The 15,337-nt window shown below is 69.3% G+C and carries 13 protein-coding genes and 1 pseudogene; 5 read left to right on the forward strand and 9 right to left on the reverse strand.

Annotated features, from left to right (window positions below):
* Positions 1–11: 11 nt before the first annotated feature.
* From phnD to Q8W67_RS13840, 6 genes are all read right to left on the reverse strand, one after another.
* The gene (phnD, locus tag Q8W67_RS13815; RefSeq protein WP_305546371.1) at positions 12–941 is read right to left on the reverse strand and encodes a phosphonate ABC transporter substrate-binding protein; all 930 of its coding nucleotides are present in this window, start codon (positions 939–941) and stop codon (positions 12–14) included.
* A 111-nt stretch (positions 942–1,052) separates the two neighbouring features.
* Complete coding sequence (gene phnC, locus Q8W67_RS13820) at positions 1,053–1,901, reverse strand: phosphonate ABC transporter ATP-binding protein (protein WP_305546373.1); 849 nt, start codon at positions 1,899–1,901, stop codon at positions 1,053–1,055.
* Positions 1,902–2,023: 122 nt separating this feature from the next.
* Positions 2,024–2,644 (reverse strand): chloramphenicol acetyltransferase, encoded by a 621-nt coding sequence (locus Q8W67_RS13825; protein ID WP_305546375.1) that lies wholly within the window; start codon positions 2,642–2,644, stop codon positions 2,024–2,026.
* Positions 2,637–3,323: a DUF1045 domain-containing protein gene (locus Q8W67_RS13830; RefSeq protein ID WP_305546376.1), complete on the reverse strand. Its 687-nt coding sequence runs from the start codon at positions 3,321–3,323 to the stop codon at positions 2,637–2,639. Before Q8W67_RS13830 ends, Q8W67_RS13825 begins: the two co-directional genes overlap by 8 nt.
* 25 nt (positions 3,324–3,348) lie before the next feature.
* On the reverse strand, positions 3,349–4,497 hold the full coding sequence (locus tag Q8W67_RS13835; protein ID WP_305546378.1) for a ceramide glucosyltransferase: 1,149 nt from the start codon (positions 4,495–4,497) through the stop codon (positions 3,349–3,351).
* A 126-nt stretch (positions 4,498–4,623) separates the two neighbouring features.
* Positions 4,624–7,809, reverse strand: a complete 3,186-nt coding sequence (locus tag Q8W67_RS13840) for an autotransporter domain-containing protein (protein ID WP_305546380.1) — start codon at positions 7,807–7,809, stop codon at positions 4,624–4,626.
* Between the two features lie 336 nt (positions 7,810–8,145).
* On the opposite strand from Q8W67_RS13840, the gene Q8W67_RS13845 reads away from it, so the two are divergent.
* The gene (locus Q8W67_RS13845) at positions 8,146–9,774 is read left to right on the forward strand and encodes an inorganic phosphate transporter (protein ID WP_305546382.1); all 1,629 of its coding nucleotides are present in this window, start codon (positions 8,146–8,148) and stop codon (positions 9,772–9,774) included.
* 244 nt (positions 9,775–10,018) lie between these two features.
* Here Q8W67_RS13845 and Q8W67_RS13850 read toward each other — a convergent pair whose 3' ends face one another.
* Positions 10,019–10,246 (reverse strand): hypothetical protein, encoded by a 228-nt coding sequence (locus Q8W67_RS13850; RefSeq protein WP_305546384.1) that lies wholly within the window; start codon positions 10,244–10,246, stop codon positions 10,019–10,021.
* A 15-nt stretch (positions 10,247–10,261) separates the two neighbouring features.
* The gene (locus Q8W67_RS13855; RefSeq protein WP_305546386.1) at positions 10,262–10,675 is read right to left on the reverse strand and encodes a MucR family transcriptional regulator; all 414 of its coding nucleotides are present in this window, start codon (positions 10,673–10,675) and stop codon (positions 10,262–10,264) included.
* A gap of 544 nt (positions 10,676–11,219) precedes the next feature.
* Here Q8W67_RS13855 and Q8W67_RS26840 point away from each other — a divergent pair.
* The 4 genes and pseudogenes from Q8W67_RS26840 to Q8W67_RS13870 all read left to right on the forward strand — a co-directional run bounded on the left by Q8W67_RS26840 (position 11,220) and on the right by Q8W67_RS13870 (position 13,945).
* Positions 11,220–11,420: a helix-turn-helix domain-containing protein gene (locus Q8W67_RS26840; RefSeq protein WP_370693879.1), complete on the forward strand. Its 201-nt coding sequence runs from the start codon at positions 11,220–11,222 to the stop codon at positions 11,418–11,420.
* Between the two features lie 514 nt (positions 11,421–11,934).
* Positions 11,935–12,213 (forward strand): annotated as a pseudogene (locus Q8W67_RS26845) (AraC family transcriptional regulator); the annotation flags it as partial.
* Between the two features lie 130 nt (positions 12,214–12,343).
* Positions 12,344–12,910: a helix-turn-helix domain-containing protein gene (locus tag Q8W67_RS26850; protein ID WP_370693875.1), complete on the forward strand. Its 567-nt coding sequence runs from the start codon at positions 12,344–12,346 to the stop codon at positions 12,908–12,910.
* Between the two features lie 75 nt (positions 12,911–12,985).
* Positions 12,986–13,945 (forward strand): helix-turn-helix domain-containing protein, encoded by a 960-nt coding sequence (locus tag Q8W67_RS13870; protein WP_305546388.1) that lies wholly within the window; start codon positions 12,986–12,988, stop codon positions 13,943–13,945.
* Between the two features lie 19 nt (positions 13,946–13,964).
* On the opposite strand, the gene Q8W67_RS13875 is transcribed toward Q8W67_RS13870, so the two are convergent.
* The gene (locus Q8W67_RS13875) at positions 13,965–15,287 is read right to left on the reverse strand and encodes an MFS transporter (protein WP_305546390.1); all 1,323 of its coding nucleotides are present in this window, start codon (positions 15,285–15,287) and stop codon (positions 13,965–13,967) included.
* Positions 15,288–15,337: the final 50 nt, after the last annotated feature.

Below are 15,337 nucleotides of genomic sequence, written 5' to 3' on the forward strand. Positions count from 1 at the left end.
ACGCGCCCGGATCAGGACTTCTTGCGCTGCTCGTCGTTGAACTTCAGCATGTCGATGATCGGCTGATAGTCCTCGATCGTCACCGGGGTGAGGTCCTGGTCCTTGCCGTCTGAGAGGCGGTCGAACGCCGCCTTGTCGGCGCGCGGCAGGTCGATGAAGGCCTGGCGGATCTTGCCCTTCAGGTCGTCCGGCAGGCTGGCCAGCATGGCGTAGGGCCCTTCCGGCAGGAAGTCGGACTTGAACACCACCCGGAAGTCCGACTGCTGCATCGGCGTGCCGTCCGGCTTCTTGAGCATGCCCTTGGCGGCCATGCGGGTGACCATCGTGTCGGTCTCGGAGTTCCACAGGTTGGCGGCGGCGTCCACGGTGCCCTGGGTCAGCGCCAGCACGGCGTTCTCGTGGCTGCCGGCAAAGACGGCTTTGGCGAAGAACTTGTCCACATCGTAGCCGGCCCGTTTCAGGAAGAAGCGCGGCGCCTGGTTCCCGGAGGTGGAGTTCGGGTCGACAAGAGCGAGGTTCTTGCCCTTCAGGTCCTCGATCGTCTTGTACGGGCTCTTGGCCAGCACGTAGATCACCGAGTAATAGCCCGAGACGCCGGTCTCGTGCTTCGGGTTCACGATCGGCTGGATCTTCACCCCGGTCATCACGGCCCGGGAGAACGAGGCCGCGCCGTAGAACGCGATCTGGATGTTGCCGGCACGCTGGCCCTCGATCACAGCGGCGTAGTCGCTGGCCACCCGCAGCTTCACCGGTACGCCGACCGCCTTGGTCAGGTAGTTCGCCAGAGGCGCGTAGCGGTCGGTGGTGCCGCTGGCATTCTCCATCGGGATCACCGCCAGGGTCAGCTCGGGATACTGGGCCTTCCAATCCTGGGCGGCGGCCGGCAGGCCGAGAAGAGCGAGCCCCGCGGCGGCGCCGGCGAGGGTGCGTCGGGTGATCATCGTGTCGTCCTTCGTCAGTGTGTGGAAGATGGACCGGCCGGCCAGTGGCCGGCGGCTTTGGTCAGGCTTTTCCCGGTCCGTCGTCGGGCCCCGAAGAGCCGTGCGCCCGGCTCAGGCGCCGATGGCGGCCTCGCGGACGGGGCGCACCGGAACGCTGCCGGACCTCCCCGGCAGGGCCGCCCGCTGCTCCGCCTCGCGCTTCGCGGAATCGTCCAGCACCTCGCCGGCCTCCAAGCCGTAGAGCCGGCGCGCCACGTCCTCGGTAAGGTCGAAGGGGCCGCCCTCGAACACCACGCGGCCGGCCGCAAGGCCGACGAGGCGGTCGCAATAGGCGCGGGCGAGGTCGAGCGAGTGCAGGTTGCACAGCACAGTGATGCCGTAGCGCCGGTTCACGTCGGCGAGCGCGTCCATCACGAGGCGCGTGTTGCGCGGGTCGAGGGACGCCACCGGCTCGTCGGCGAGCAGGATCTCGGGCTCCTGCACGAGCGCGCGGGCGATGGCCACGCGCTGCTGCTGCCCCCCCGACAGGCCGTCGGCCCGCTGGCCGGCGAACTCGCCCATGTCGAAGCTCTCCAGGGCGGCGAGCGCCATCGCCCGGTCCTCCTCGGACCAGAGCCGGAGCAGGGAGCGGTGTGTCGGCACATGACTGAGACGCCCCATCAGGACGTTCGTCATCACGTCGAGGCGGCCGACCAGGTTGAACTGCTGGAAGATCATAGCGCAGCGCGTACGCCATTCGCGCAGAGACCGGCCCGTCAGCGTCGTGACGTCGCGCCCATCGTACAGGATGCGCCCGGAACTCGGGTCGACGAGACGATTGATCAGGCGCAGCAGGGTCGATTTTCCGGCGCCGGACCGGCCGATCACGCCGACGAAGCTGCCGCGCTCGATCCGCAGCGACACGCCGTCCACGGCGCGGCGGCCACCGTACTGACGCGTGAGATCCTCGACGACAATCATACATCCATCCGCTGCGGGGCGGCCGCAGCTAAACGCCGATTACACGACGATTGGATGACGAATACGGGTTCGATTCCGGCCTCCGGGCACCCAGATCTTATGTTAGGCGGCTAAATCACGACTCAAAGCTCGTACCGATCCAGGAAAGCCTCGATCGGAAGGGCGCGGAAATCCGGGAGCGCCCGGCGCAGGCGCCCGTGGTCCCAATCCCACCAGGCGAGGCGTTCGAGACGCGCGGCAATCGGTTCGGGAAAGCGGCGCCGCACCGGCCGGGCCGGGTTGCCGACCACGATCGTGTAGGCCGGGACATCGCGCGTGACGATCGCCCCCGCCCCGACCACCGCGCCAGTGCCGACCGTGCGGCCGGGCAGGATCACCACCCCGTGGCCGATCCAGACGTCGTGTCCGATCGTCACGGGGCTGGCCCGGCGGCGATCGAAGAAGGAATCCTCGTCCGTCTCCTCCGGCCAATAGGCGCGGGCCCGGTAGGTGAAATGCGCCTGCGCGGCGCGCTCCATGGGGTGGTTGCCGGGGTTGATCCGCACACTGGCGGCGATCGAGCAGAACTTGCCGATGGTGGTGTAGATCACCTCGCCGTCCTGGGCGATGTAGGAATAGTCGCCGAGGTCCGTCTCGGTGAGGCGGGTGCGGGCGCCGACCTCGGTGTAGCGACCGAGCCGGCACTTTTCGATCCGGGCGCTCGGGTCGAGGGCGGGTTCGAGGCCGAGGAGCCGCTCAGCCATGGGCCCGCCCGAAGGGCAGGCGCGCCAGGAGCCGGAACGGCTCGATCCCGTCCTGGGACAGGAGGCACACGGCATCGATCACCAGGGGCTCCGGGCCCGAGGCCGCGTAGGCTTCGGCGAGGCGCACATGCCAGGCGTCGCGCTCGGGCGCCGGCAGGGCGTCGGTCAGCGTCATGTGGAACCGAAAGGCCTCGAAGACGTGCGGATAGCCCCAGCGCTCCAGCAGCGCGCGGCCTCGCGGGCCGAGGCGCTCCGGGCGGCGCTTGGCGCGCTCGCACTCCGTCAGGGGCGCCCGCCAGGAATCGAGGGCGGCGACACACTCGGCGGCGAGCAGGCCGAGTTCCGGCGGCGGGGCCTCCGGCACCAGGGCGAGGAACGCGCCGAGCGCCGCGACCGTCAGCGGCCCGACCGTCACCGGGGGATGTGCGGCCGCGAGGCCTTGCGCCGCCGCGATGAGATCGGCTTCCGCTGCGCCCGGCGCGAGGCGCATCGGCGCCTTGAGGGTGGCGTGGAAGCCGTAGACCCGGGCGCCCGCCGTGACGGCGGCGAGGTCGCCGAGGCTGCTCGGATGCTGCACCGCGGCGCCGGAGGTGACGTCGCAGCCGAGCACGGCGTTGCCGAAGGCCGCCAGACGCGAGCCGGGCGCGGGGAGCCAGTAGAGGGCGTAGCGGCGCGTCACGACTCGGCCTCCGGTCAGCCTGCGGTCACGCCGTCGGCGCGCAGGCGCGGTCGGCGCCCGCCCGGCGCGGGCGCACATCCATGGCGTTGCCGCGCCACACGATGGCGCTCTGGACCCAGGCCCCAAGCCAGATCGCCGGGATCAGGGCGTCGCGCACCAGGAAGGCCGCCAGCATGCGCGGCGAACGGTGCCAGCCCGCGCGGGTCGCGAGCCGGTGCTCGGCCAGATAGCACAGAGCGGCGAGGCCGGCAGCACCCGCGAGCCCGGCGAGGCTGCCGGCCCAGAGCGCGACCAGGAGCGCCGGCAGCAGCACGCCGCTGCCGATCTCCGGGGCGAAGAACAGCGGGAAGGTCACCCGCCGCAGCCGCGCCCAGCGCAACTGCCGCGCCCAGACCTCGCCGAAGCCGCGCGGTCCGAGCGGCTGCTCGAACGGGCTCGCCACGAGATAGACGCGCTTGCCGGCGGCACGCACCAGCTTGGTGGCGGCGGCATCCTCGGCGATCTCGGCCGCGAGCGCCTGCAGACCGCCTTGGGCATCCAGGAAGGGCTTGTGCCAGAGCATGCTCTTGCCCTGCGCGAAGCCCAGCCCGAACGTCTCGGCGGCGTATTGCCAGCGCGCCTGGAGCGTGTTGAGGAACGCGCATTCCACCTCGGCCATGAAGCTGGCCGGGCGGGCGCCCGCGGGGGTCGAGCAGACGAGGCCGGTATCGTCCCGCCAGGCGGCCTGGAGGCGCTGGAGATAGTCCGGCGGCATGGCCACGTTGGAATCGGCGAGCACGACCCAGTCGTGGGCGGCGGCGCGCCAGCCGCGCAGGCAGTTGTTCAGCTTCGGATTGTCGCTGACGCGCTCGTCGCCGAGGATCAGGCGGGCCGGCACGTGCGGGTGGGCGCTGACCAGGCGCTCGACCATCGGGACGATCGGATCGGCCGGATCGGCGACGCAGAAGATCAGCTCGTAGGCGGGATAGGCGAGGCGGAAGCTGCGGGACAGCATCTCCTCGCTGAACGCCTCCACCCCGCGGAGCGGCCGCACCAGGGAGACGGGCGCGCCGGCCGGGAAGCGCGACGGGCCGTGGACCTCTCCGATGCGCCGGCCCGCGATCGCGATGCTGGCGATCTGAACGAGGGCCAGGAGCGCGCCGAGGGACAGGGCCGGCACCGTGGCGTCTATCATGCAGATCCCTCGTGCGATCACTCGACCGGTCGCTAGCGGCCGGACCGCGTCAGTCGTGTGACAGGGCTGGAGGCTCCCCGAGGCCGCCGCACTGTCGAGCGGCGGCCCGGGCTGCCCTCGCCAGCCTCAGAACCGGAGGACGAAGTTGCCCTTGACGGCCTGATCCTGCGCCCGGGCGCCGACCTGGCCGGTATAGGCCACCCCGAGCGTGGCGTTCGGCGCGACCGGCAGGTCGAGCCCAGCCTGCGCGACCAGCGCATCCCGGTCGATCGGGACGCCCGCGCTCAGGAAGGCCGGCCCCGTACCGAAGCGCAGCAGCGCTGCCGGGACCACGTCGCCGAATGCCCGCCGGTAGCCGACGAGCCCGTGCGCCGTGACCGGAAGTCCCAGGCCCAGATCCAGGCTCGTCTGCGCCCGCACGCCCGCCGTGGCCGCCCCGAGATCGTAGTCGCGCGCGGAGCTCACCAGCGCCGCCGCCCCGCCGGTCTCCGCGAATCCGTCCCGCCGGATGCCGACATAGGCCGCACCCACGAACGGCTCGATGTAGCTCTGCGCCGCCGGAGCCGGGCCCTCCGTCGACACCAGGACCGCCGGCGCCGCGAACGCGAACCGGTAGCCGATCTCGCCGAAGCCCTGCAGCGTGGAGCCGCCGCCGTGCCCGGTCGGGCTGTCCGACAGCCCATAGAGCACGCTGCGCCGGGTGCGGGTGTCGGTGTCGGCGTAGACCGCCCCGAATCGCAGCGACAGCGGGCCGAGCTCATAGCCGCCGTAGACGCCGCCGAAGCCGCTCTTGAGCATCGCGCTCTCCAGCCGGCCAAACCCCGCGCGGCGGCCGGCGCTGTCGAGGCTCGCCTCGGTGTAGCCGCCGACCACGCCGAGCTGGAACCCGCCCGGGAGGCGCAGGTCGAACCCCGCCGCGAAGCCCGCGATCTGCCGGTCGAGGTCGAACGCGTTGCCGCCCCCGCCCGCGGTCCCGAACGCGCCGAAGCCCTGGCCCCAGACGCCGAACACCTGCGGGTCGAGGGTCCGCACCGGCACGCTGGGGATGACCGGCGCCCGGCCCGGGAGGTCGGCCGTGTAGACGGCCGGCAGGCGGCCGTAATCCACACCCGCGCCCGAACCGCCCCAGCGCAGGCGGTCGAGCACCGCCTCGCGCACGAAGAAGGCGGTCTCGTAGGCGGCGGACACGGTGCTGGCGTGAATGTCGCCCGACAGCGCACGGAAGCCGTCGGCCGCCTCGCCCGCCGTGAACGCCACCGCGCCGTCGTAGGCCCGACTGCCGGCACCCGCGGCCTGGATCGCGTTGGCCGCGGCCACGCCGTTGCGGCTCGTGGCGCTGGCGGCGAGCGGCACGTCGTTGCGGGTCAGCGTCAGGTCGACCTCTGTGGGCCCGTAGCGCAGGCCCGGGGACAGGAACGCGAGGTTCGCGGTCACGCCGGCGAACTGGCCGGAGACGCCGCCAGTGGCGGTCAGGATCGCGTAGGTGGTGCGCGGCTTGTAGGCGTCGGACGCGGCCAGCACCTGCACGGTGCCGCCTGCCAGCGCGGCGGTACCGCCTGCCGCGATCCTGTCGGCCTGGCCGGCGGCGTTGGCCTCGACCCGGTAGGTCGCGCCCGGCGCGAAGGCGACGGTGCCGGTCACGTTCAGCGTCCCGATAGAGCTGCCCGGCGCCACGACACCGCCCGACAGCGCGTTGAGGCCGCCCACCGTGCCCGAACCGCCGAGCAGGCCGCCGGCATTGACCGAGACAATGCCCGTGATGGTGCCGTTGGCGTAGAGCACACCGTCGCTGCCGATGCCGACGTCGCGGGTGAGCCGGTCGGTGGCGTCCATCCGCAGAGTGCCGGTGACGTTCCCGAAGTAGCCGGCGGCCGCATAGAGGTCGATGCGGCTCCAGTAGCTCAGCGGGCTGCCGTAGAAGGCGGCGAGCGCGTTGGCCTCTGTGTTGACGACGATCTGGTTGATCGTGGCGGTGGCGAGCTGGCCGTAGAGGCCACCGTTGGGTGCGATGGTCCTGGCCGCGCCGGTGGAGCCGCCGTAGAGCGGGGCGAGGAGGATCGAGGCATCGGGCCCGCCGGCGGGCGCGGCCTCGCGGGGGGCCTGGGCCACGGAGAGGGTCGGCAGGCCGTAGGTGAGGCGCGTCTGGTAGGCGGCCTGGTTGGCGGCGGACGGGACGTAGGGGTTGCCGGCGGCGTTGGCGGCGCTGCCCGCGCAGGCCGCGACGGTGTTGCCGCACTGCGCGGCGAGGTAGGCCTGGATCTCAGTCTGGGCCCGGATGAACTGGGCGGGCAGGTTGATCGCCGTTCCGGTCATGGCGGCGTTGTTGATGTAGGCCGGGTTTGTGAAGGCCTGCGCGAGGTCGTAGGCCGCCAGCGCCCGGCTGCCGATGATGTCGAGCGGGTAGTGCACGCCGAGCACGATGCGGTCGTTGGCATAGTCGGCCGCGCGGGCGAGCATGTTCTGATACTGCTGCGGCATCAGCATCGCCAGCAGGATGCCGTCGGTATAGGCGTAGGTGGTGTGCCCGCTCGGGAAGGACGGGTTCGTGGCGATGCCGTTGAGCGCCGTCGGGTCGAAGGCGTTGAAGCGGGCCGGCGCCACCTGAACCGGCCGCGAGGAGCCGTAGATGTCTTGGCCGGGCTGGGTGTTGGTCACCCCGTAGGCGAGGTCGTAGACGCTGTTGGTGGTGTTGGGCAGGCCGTTGTAGGTCGGCAGCACGTAGCCGGCCGGCGCCACGGCCGGCACCGCCACGTAGTTCGCCGGGGTCACGCTCGGATTGGTGGCCGCGCCGTTGGCGAAGTAGTTCTTGGCGACGCCCAGGTTGTTGCCCGAGAACGCATACGCACTGGCCAGAAGGCTGACCACGCCGCCGAGGGGTCCGTTGGTGCCCTGGGCGACGCCGCGCTGGTAGATCGGGCCGAGCTGGGCGCCGAGGCCGCCCACGAGCTGCTGCGGGACGATGCCGTTGATCGGAGTCTGGGCCTGCAGGCCGCCGGCGAGATTGGCGGCGACGCCGTAGGTGCCGAGGCCGATCGCCGACAGGTCGTTGCCGACCGAGCCGAGCAGGTTCTTGTCGCTGATGGCCTGCTGCTGCTGGGCGAGGCCGGCCCCGGTGTTAACCGCGAGCGATTGCGACAGGTTCAGACTCAGCGTCGCCTGCCCGGTTGCCGTCGCGTTGAGCGCGAGATAGGGCGCCAGCAGGTTCAGGACGTTGACGCCCGAGGGTGTCGTGTTGACCGTCTGCGCCTGTGCGCCCGAGCTCAGAGCCGCGACCAGCAAGGTCGCGACCGAGACTCCGTGCCTGAAAGTCATGATTGGCCCCCTGATTCCGCGGCCATTCGGCCTGCGGCGGGAGATTTAGCGAGATCTACGAGAACGGATTCGTCATAATGCAGTCATAATTCTTGTCGTTTCTGCCTGTGCCAATGGAGCAACAGATCTATAATTTAGCTGCATCGCCGATTTATTTTTGGTATATTTCGTAATTACGATGATCTGTCGGAAAACTTTCGAGAATTATTTGGTTAATAATCAGAATTTGAGGAATTTATACGATAAACGGCGGTCACATTACTGTATAGTACGTCATCGAACCGTCATCGGGCCATATTAATCCGGGTCGCCAACACAACCGCCGCGCGAGGGTTCATGTCCGATTCCGCCGTGATGCCGTCGGGGGCTGTGAGGGCCGGGCCCGAGGGTAGGCCGCGCCTGGACCACGGGATGACCATGGGCGGGGCGGTCGCCTTCCTGCTCGTGCTGGTGGCCGGCCTCGCCTACGCGGTCGTGAGCCTCATCACCGACATGAACGCCGTCGGCGAGGCGCCGCTCGCCTATGGCGCCTTCGCGCTGCTCGGGCTGGCGCTGCTGATCGCCCTGGGCTTCGAGTTCGTGAACGGGTTCCACGACACGGCCAATGCGGTGGCCACGGTGATCTACACCCACTCGCTGCCGCCTCTGGTGGCGGTTATCTGGTCGGGCGTCTTCAACTTCCTCGGTGTGATGCTCTCGTCCGGCGCGGTGGCCTACGCCATCGTCACCCTGCTGCCGGTGGAGTTGATCCTGAACGTCGGCTCGCAGGCCGGTTACGCGATGATCTTCGCCCTGCTGCTGGCCGCCATCATCTGGAACCTCGGGACCTGGGCCTTCGGGCTTCCGAACTCCTCGTCGCACGCCCTGATCGGCTCGGTGCTCGGCGTCGGCCTCGCCAACCAGCTGATGAACGGGGGCGACGGCACCTCGGGCGTCGACTGGGGGCAGGCGCTCAACGTGTTCAAGGCCCTGCTGTTCTCGCCCGTGTGCGGCTTCGTCCTCGCCGCGCTTCTGCTGCTGGCCTTGAAGTTCGCGGTGCGGCGCAAGGATCTCTACGAGGCACCCGCGGGCGATGCGCCGCCGCCGCCTTGGATCCGCGGCCTCCTGATCCTGACCTGCACCCTGGTGTCGTTCTTCCACGGCGGCAATGACGGGCAGAAGGGCATGGGCCTGATCATGCTGATTCTGATCGGCGCCGCTCCCACAGCCTACGCGCTGAACCGCACCATGTCGGACGACACGACCCCGGGCTTCATCCAGACCTCGACGGCGGCGAGCCGGGTGTTCTTTGCCCGCACGGGCGGCGCACCGCTTCCGGAGGCTGCGCAGGCGCGGCGGTCCGTGACGGATGCCCTGAAGAGCAAGGACCTGAACCAGCCGCAGGTCTTCGCCGCGCTCGCCGCACTCGCCGACGACATCGCCGCCAGCGTGAAGAGCTACGGCGCGCTCCGCACGGTGCCGGCCGCGCAGACCCAGAACCTGCGCAGCGACATGTACCTCGCTGCCGACGCGGTGCGCCTGCTGCCGGGCGCCGGAGCCGACCTGTCGGAGGCCGACACGGCGACCCTGAAGCGCTACACGGGGCTGCTCAACGACGGCACCCGCTACATCCCGGGCTGGGTGAAGGTCTGCGTCGCGCTGGCGCTCGGACTCGGCACGATGGTCGGCTGGAAGCGGATCGTCGTCACGGTAGGCGAGCGGATCGGCAAGACCCACCTCACCTACGCCCAGGGCGCGTCGGCCGAACTGGTCGCCGCCGGCACGATCGGGCTGGCCGAACTCTACGGGCTGCCGGTCTCGACCACGCACATCCTGTCGTCGGGGGTGGCCGGGACGATGGCGGCCAACGGCTCGGGCCTGCGGATGTCCACCGTCCGCAACATGGCGCTCGCCTGGGTGCTGACCCTGCCGGCCGCCATCACCCTGGCGGCGGTGCTGTTCTTCATCCTGCGCCACGTTTTCTGACGCGGCCGGGGCCCGGCGCCGGCCCGCGGGAGAACGGCGACGTCTGCAGCACCGCCCCGAAAAGTGGCCGCCGGCTTCCGGGAAAACCCGATGCAACGCGAAGCGACAGCGCATCGTCCCGGACCCGGTATCCAGGACCATGCGCTGGCAGGGCCAGGGCCGTTTCCGTAATCTACGGAAACGGCCCTGGCTGTCGTGGACGCGCCGGCACGCTCCGCGCTGGAGGCCGCGGCATCCGGAACCCTCACGGGCGCGACATGGCGCGCACGAAGGCCAGGCAGGTGCGGCGCGCGGCCACGCTGTCGATCGCCATGAAGGCCGTCACGAGGTCGGCCGCCTGGGCGACCGCCTCGCCCGGCTCGGCCTCGTCCGGGAAGAACGCGGCGACCGGCAGGCTGAGCCTGCCGGCAATGCACTCCAGCATCGCCTCGCCGCGGACCGTCTCGGGCTTCAGATCCAGCGGTCGTCTCATGGCGCAAGCCACCGCTCAGCCCACCTTGTGGCCGAGCTGGATCGCCTTGGCGATCTGCGAGCGCCGGGCGGCATAGCCGGGCGCGACCATCGGGTAGTCGGCGGGCAGGCCGTAGCGGACCCGGTAGCGCTCGGGCGTGAGGCCGTGGGCGGTGAGGTGCCGCTTCAAGGTCTTGTAGGATCGGCCGTCGATGAAGCTGATCAGCCCCTCTTGCTTGATCGAGGCCTCGATCTGCGCGGCGCTCGGGCCGCTCCAGGACGACGCGGAGGCCGATGTCGCCCCCTGCAGCACCGAGATCGCCGTGTGAACCTGGTCGATCAGCACCGGCAGGTCCCCCACGCCCACACTGTTCCGCGAGACGTAGGCGGCGACGATCGCGCCGACCTTTTCGAGCAGGAACGAGGAGCGGGATTCGAGTGGGTTGGTCATGTGAGGAGTCACTGTTCGATATCTTCTTATCAATACCCCGCGCTTGTCGACCGGAGGTTGAACCACCTCGTGATCAAACAACTGCAAGAGTCCCCACCGGCGGCGGGCTGTTTAGATCACCTCAAGTTGCGCTGCGGCATCTCTTGAAGACAGAAACAATATACAATATGTGTTTCACCGCGTTTGTCCGAAGGCGCGGAACCCTTTTTCCCTTCGCGCGGATTGGGGTCCGCAAAGACAAGTTACTTTTGACTCCATTGTTTTCGACCGAAGGCTTTAACCCGAGGAACAGCTTCAAGCTTTGGTGCGAGACGCTGTTCGAGCGGTTCGTGCCCCTTGAGCAAGAGCGCCTGGACAACGGGCCATTCGAGGGCAAGCTGGATATCGCTGAAGTTGCCCCCTTACTGATAATCCGAATGGCCCAGGGCGCCCTGCGAAGCGAGGCGACGCGCGATGTGCGCCGGCGCAACGGCAAGGACGGCACGGTCGTCGTGATCTTCCAGCTCGCCGGCTGCAGGAGCTGTTCCACGAGCGCGGCCAGCACATTTCCGACTGGCTCTGGCAGCGCCGCCTGGAGGACGCAGCCAAGCGCCTGGCCGACCCGGGCTGCGCCCACCTGCCGGTCGGCACCCTGGCCTACGGAAGCGGCTTCGCCAACCGGGCGCATTTCTCCCGCCGCTTCAAGGACCGCCACGGGATGGCTCCGTGCAAGGATCGCGCAGCGGCGTTCACGGGCACCCCGTAGCCCCGCTCGACGCCCTTGCGGTGGGCGACCTCCAGGTCGTGACGCGTTTCGACGGCTCGGCCCTCGCGATCGGAGGCCGGCACGACGTCGTCCAGACACGCAATGCAGAGGGCGCGAACAACCCTGAAGGCCCCCGGTCTTGAGGCAAATCCATGTTCAGGAGGGGAGATGGTGGGATCGCCAGGACGAACGCTGCCGTGGTCGCACGGCAGCCCGGCACGGCTCGCGTCGGGGCCTGTCCCGGATGGCCAGGACAGAAAAGGACTGTGCCACCCCCAGCCGGTGCCCGGATTTGCTCGCGATCGCGCCACCGAAGCGGACCGGAAGCCTGGAGATGTAATTTTTTACAGACGGCTTTGTATTTATTCTTCTCGGCTGACCATAGATCAGATACACAACCTAGACGATCCATATTGATTGTTCAACATAATGGTAGTATATTTTTTTGACTGTTTACTCGCCGGCATTAATAATTGCCGATCGCTGGGCTTTTTAGTAATTACTAATATCGATCATGAGAACATTGTTTTCGACCGCCGAGATACACCCCCGTAATAGTTTTGAATCCTGGACCGAGACCGTTTCCAAGCTTGGGATACCCCTCAAGGAGAAGCGCCTCGACGACGGTCCGTTCACAGGCACGCTGGAGACAGCCAGTGTCGGCCCCCTGCTCATGGGACGCGTCTCGCATGGGGCGATCCGCAGCGAGGCCACGCGCGACTTGATCCGGCGCAACAACAAGGACGGCATGGTGGGCGTGCTCTTCAAGCTCGCCGGCGTGTCGACGAGCAGCCAGGATGATCGGGCGTCCGTGCAGCGGCGAGGCGACCTGATGGTGATCGACATGCGACCGGCCGTGCACGTTATCGAGCGCAGGCAGCCAATCCCTGTTCCTGGAACTGCCGCGCGAGCGCCTGGAGAGCGTGCTCGGGTCAGCCCGGCTCTACACGGCCCTGACGGTCCGGTCGGACCTCGGCTCCACCGCCCTGGCGATGCGCTTCTTCCAGGAACTGATCCGGGTGCACCGCCAGCTCGCGCCCGAAGCGGCCGGGCGTATGGCCTCGATCGGCGTGGACCTGATCGTGGCCGCCATCGCCGAGCGGCTGGCCCAGGAGGTCCCCCGGCCGCTCCACGGCACCGTCGTGGTCCAGCGCGCCAAGGCCCATGTCGAGGCCCACTTGAGCGATCCGACCCTGGATCCGCCCCGGCTCGCGGCGGCGATGGGGGTGTCCCTGCGCCGGCTGCAGGAGCTGTTCCACGAGCGCGGCCAGCACATTTCCGACTGGATCTGGCAGCGGCGGCTGGAGGACGCGGCCAAGCGCCTGGCCGACCCGGGCTGCGCCCACCTGCCGATCGGCACCCTGGCCTACGGAAGCGGCTTCGCCAACCAGGCGCACTTCTCCCGCCGCTTCAAGGACCGCCACGGCATGACCCCGCGCGAGTACCGGTTCGCGGCCCTCGTGAGCGTACCTTCGGCCGCCGCCGGGTGAGCCGCGCCATTCGGTCGCCCGTCCCGGTCAGCCAAGCCCGTTCAGGCTCACCGGAAACGTGCGTAGAATCCTCCCATGCAACCCCTGTTCTCGACACACGGTCTGCATCCGCGTGACAGCTTCAAGCGCTGGCGGGAGATGCTTTCCGAATTGGGCGCGACGGTTGAGCTGCAGCGCCTCGACGACGGTCCGTTCGAGGCCAGGATGGAGGTCGCCAGGGTCGGTCCCATCGCGATGACCCGCAGCACGATGGGCGCCGTGCGAAGCGAGGCGAAGGCCGGCCTGATCCCGCGTCACGGCAGCGACGGGCTGGTCATGGCGACCTTCACGCTCGCCGGCGCGGCGACGGCTTTCCAGGATGAGCGGAGTTCGGTGCAGAGGCCAGGCGACCTGGTGGTGATCGACCATCGGCCGACCGTGCTGACATCGAGCGCAGGCAGCGGATGCTTGGTCCTGCAATTGCCGCGCGAGCGCCTGGAGAGCGTGCTCGGGCCCACCCGGCTGTACACGGCCCTGACGGTCGGGTCGGACCTCGGCTCCACCACGCTGGCGATGACGTTCTTCCAGGAGCTGATCCGGGTGCACCATCAGCTCGCCCCCGACGCGGCCGCCCGCATGGCCTCCATCGGCGTGGACCTGATCGTCGCCAGCATCGCCGAGCGGCTGGCCCAGGATGTGCCCCGGCCGCTCCACGGCACCGTCGTCGTCCAGCGCGCCAAGGCCCATGTCGAGGCCCACTTGAGCGATCCGACGCTGGATCCGCCCCAGCTCGCGGCCGCAGTGGGGGTGTCCCTGCGCCGGCTGCAGGAGCTGTTCCACGAGCGCGGCCAGCACATTTCCGACTGGATCTGGCAGCGAAGGCTGGAGGCCGCGGCCAAGCGCTTGGCCGACCCGGGCTGCGCCCACCTGCCGATCGGTATCCTTTCCTATGGCTGCGGCTTCGCCAATCAGGCGCACTTCTCCCGCCGCTTCAAGGAGCGGCACGGCATGAGCCCGCGCGAGTACCGGTTCGCGGCCCTCCTGGGCGCTCCGTAGGCCGGGGCGCGGGGCCGGTTCAGGGGCCGCGATCACTCCGGCGCAGGCTCGCCGGCATCGCGAACAGCAGGAGTGCGGCCGCCACGAGGCAGAGCGTCCCGATGACGTAGAGGGCCGGCGTCGTCGACCCGGTCAGGTCCTTGACCCAGCCGACCATCACCGGGCTGACGATGCCACCGAGCTGCCCCAGGGTGTTGATCAGCGCGATGCCGCCCGCCGCCCCGACGCCGGTGACGAGCTTGGCCGGCAGCGTCCAGAAGGTCGGGATCGAGGCGACGATCCCGGCCCCCAGCAGGGCCAACGCGACCATCAGCGGCACGATCTGCCGGTCGAACAGGCCGGCGGTGAAGAAGCCGAGAGCGGCGGCCACCGCGAGCCCGGCGACGAATTTCGGCCGCTCGCCGGAGGCGTCGGACAGGCGCCCGACCACCACCATGCTGATCGCCCCGCAGATGTAGGGGATCGCGGTCAGGAAGCCGACATAGGCGGCGCCGCTGCCGCTGGCGGTCTTGATCAGGTCCGGCCCCCAGAAGTTCAACCCGTAGGAGCCGATCTGGAGGAGGAAATAGATCAGACCGATGAGCAGGAAGCCCGGCTGGCGGATGGCGCCGAGGAGCGAGTGGTCGCCGATCTCGCGGTTGTGGTGGGCGATCCTGTCGGTCAGCAGATCCTTCTCCGGCTCCGTGAGCCAGCGGGCGTCGGCGATCCGGTCGTCGAGACGCATCAGCACCAGGGCGCCGAGCACGAGGCAGGGCAGGCCGCCGGCCAGGAACAGCCATTGCCAGCCCGCGAGCCCCGCGACGCCGTTGAGGCCGCCGAGGATCAGGCCGGCCACCGGCGCGCCGAGGATGCCCGAGAAGGCCGAGGCCACGAACAGGAACGCGGTGATCCGGCCGCGGTGCGAGGCCGGGAACCACAGGGTCAGGTAGTACAGGATGCCGGGGGCAAAGCCCGCCTCCATGGCGCCGATCACGAAGCGCAGGACGTAGAAGTGCCATTCGGTACGGATGAAGATCATCAGCGCCGTGGCGATGCCCCAGGAGATCATGATCCGGGCGATCCAGCGACGCGCGCCCACTCGGTAGAGGAACAGGTTCGAGGGCACCTCGAAGATCACGTAGCCGACCACGAACATGCTCGCGCCTAGCCCGTAGGCGACGTTGCTGAAGCCGAGCTCGCTCTGGAGCTGGAACTTGGCGAAGCTGATGTTGATGCGGTCGAAGAACGCGAACAGGTAGCAGACCATGATCAGCGGCATCAGCCGCCACGCCACCTTCCGGACGGTTCCGGCCTCGGTCACGTCCTCCGGGCGCGCGACGGCGCCGGTTACCGCGATGGTCATCGATATCCTCCCTGGCGTTGCGCGGCCGCGCGTCGAGGACGGGGGGCCGG

Source organism: Methylobacterium sp. NEAU K (genome assembly GCF_030700285.1).
Lineage (GTDB): Bacteria > Pseudomonadota > Alphaproteobacteria > Rhizobiales > Beijerinckiaceae > Methylobacterium.

Coding starts and splice junctions, on each gene's coding strand:
- phnD (WP_305546371.1), bottom strand. CDS start 941: ATGATCACCCGACGCACCCTCGCCGGCGCCGCCGCGGGGCTCGCTCTT.
- Q8W67_RS13845 (WP_305546382.1), top strand. CDS start 8,146: ATGTCCGATTCCGCCGTGATGCCGTCGGGGGCTGTGAGGGCCGGGCCC.
- Q8W67_RS13840 (WP_305546380.1), bottom strand. CDS start 7,809: ATGACTTTCAGGCACGGAGTCTCGGTCGCGACCTTGCTGGTCGCGGCT.
- Q8W67_RS13825 (WP_305546375.1), bottom strand. CDS start 2,644: ATGGCTGAGCGGCTCCTCGGCCTCGAACCCGCCCTCGACCCGAGCGCC.
- Q8W67_RS13835 (WP_305546378.1), bottom strand. CDS start 4,497: ATGATAGACGCCACGGTGCCGGCCCTGTCCCTCGGCGCGCTCCTGGCC.
- Q8W67_RS13855 (WP_305546386.1), bottom strand. CDS start 10,675: ATGACCAACCCACTCGAATCCCGCTCCTCGTTCCTGCTCGAAAAGGTC.
- Q8W67_RS13875 (WP_305546390.1), bottom strand. CDS start 15,287: ATGACCATCGCGGTAACCGGCGCCGTCGCGCGCCCGGAGGACGTGACC.
- phnC (WP_305546373.1), bottom strand. CDS start 1,901: ATGATTGTCGTCGAGGATCTCACGCGTCAGTACGGTGGCCGCCGCGCC.
- Q8W67_RS13870 (WP_305546388.1), top strand. CDS start 12,986: ATGCAACCCCTGTTCTCGACACACGGTCTGCATCCGCGTGACAGCTTC.
- Q8W67_RS13850 (WP_305546384.1), bottom strand. CDS start 10,246: ATGAGACGACCGCTGGATCTGAAGCCCGAGACGGTCCGCGGCGAGGCG.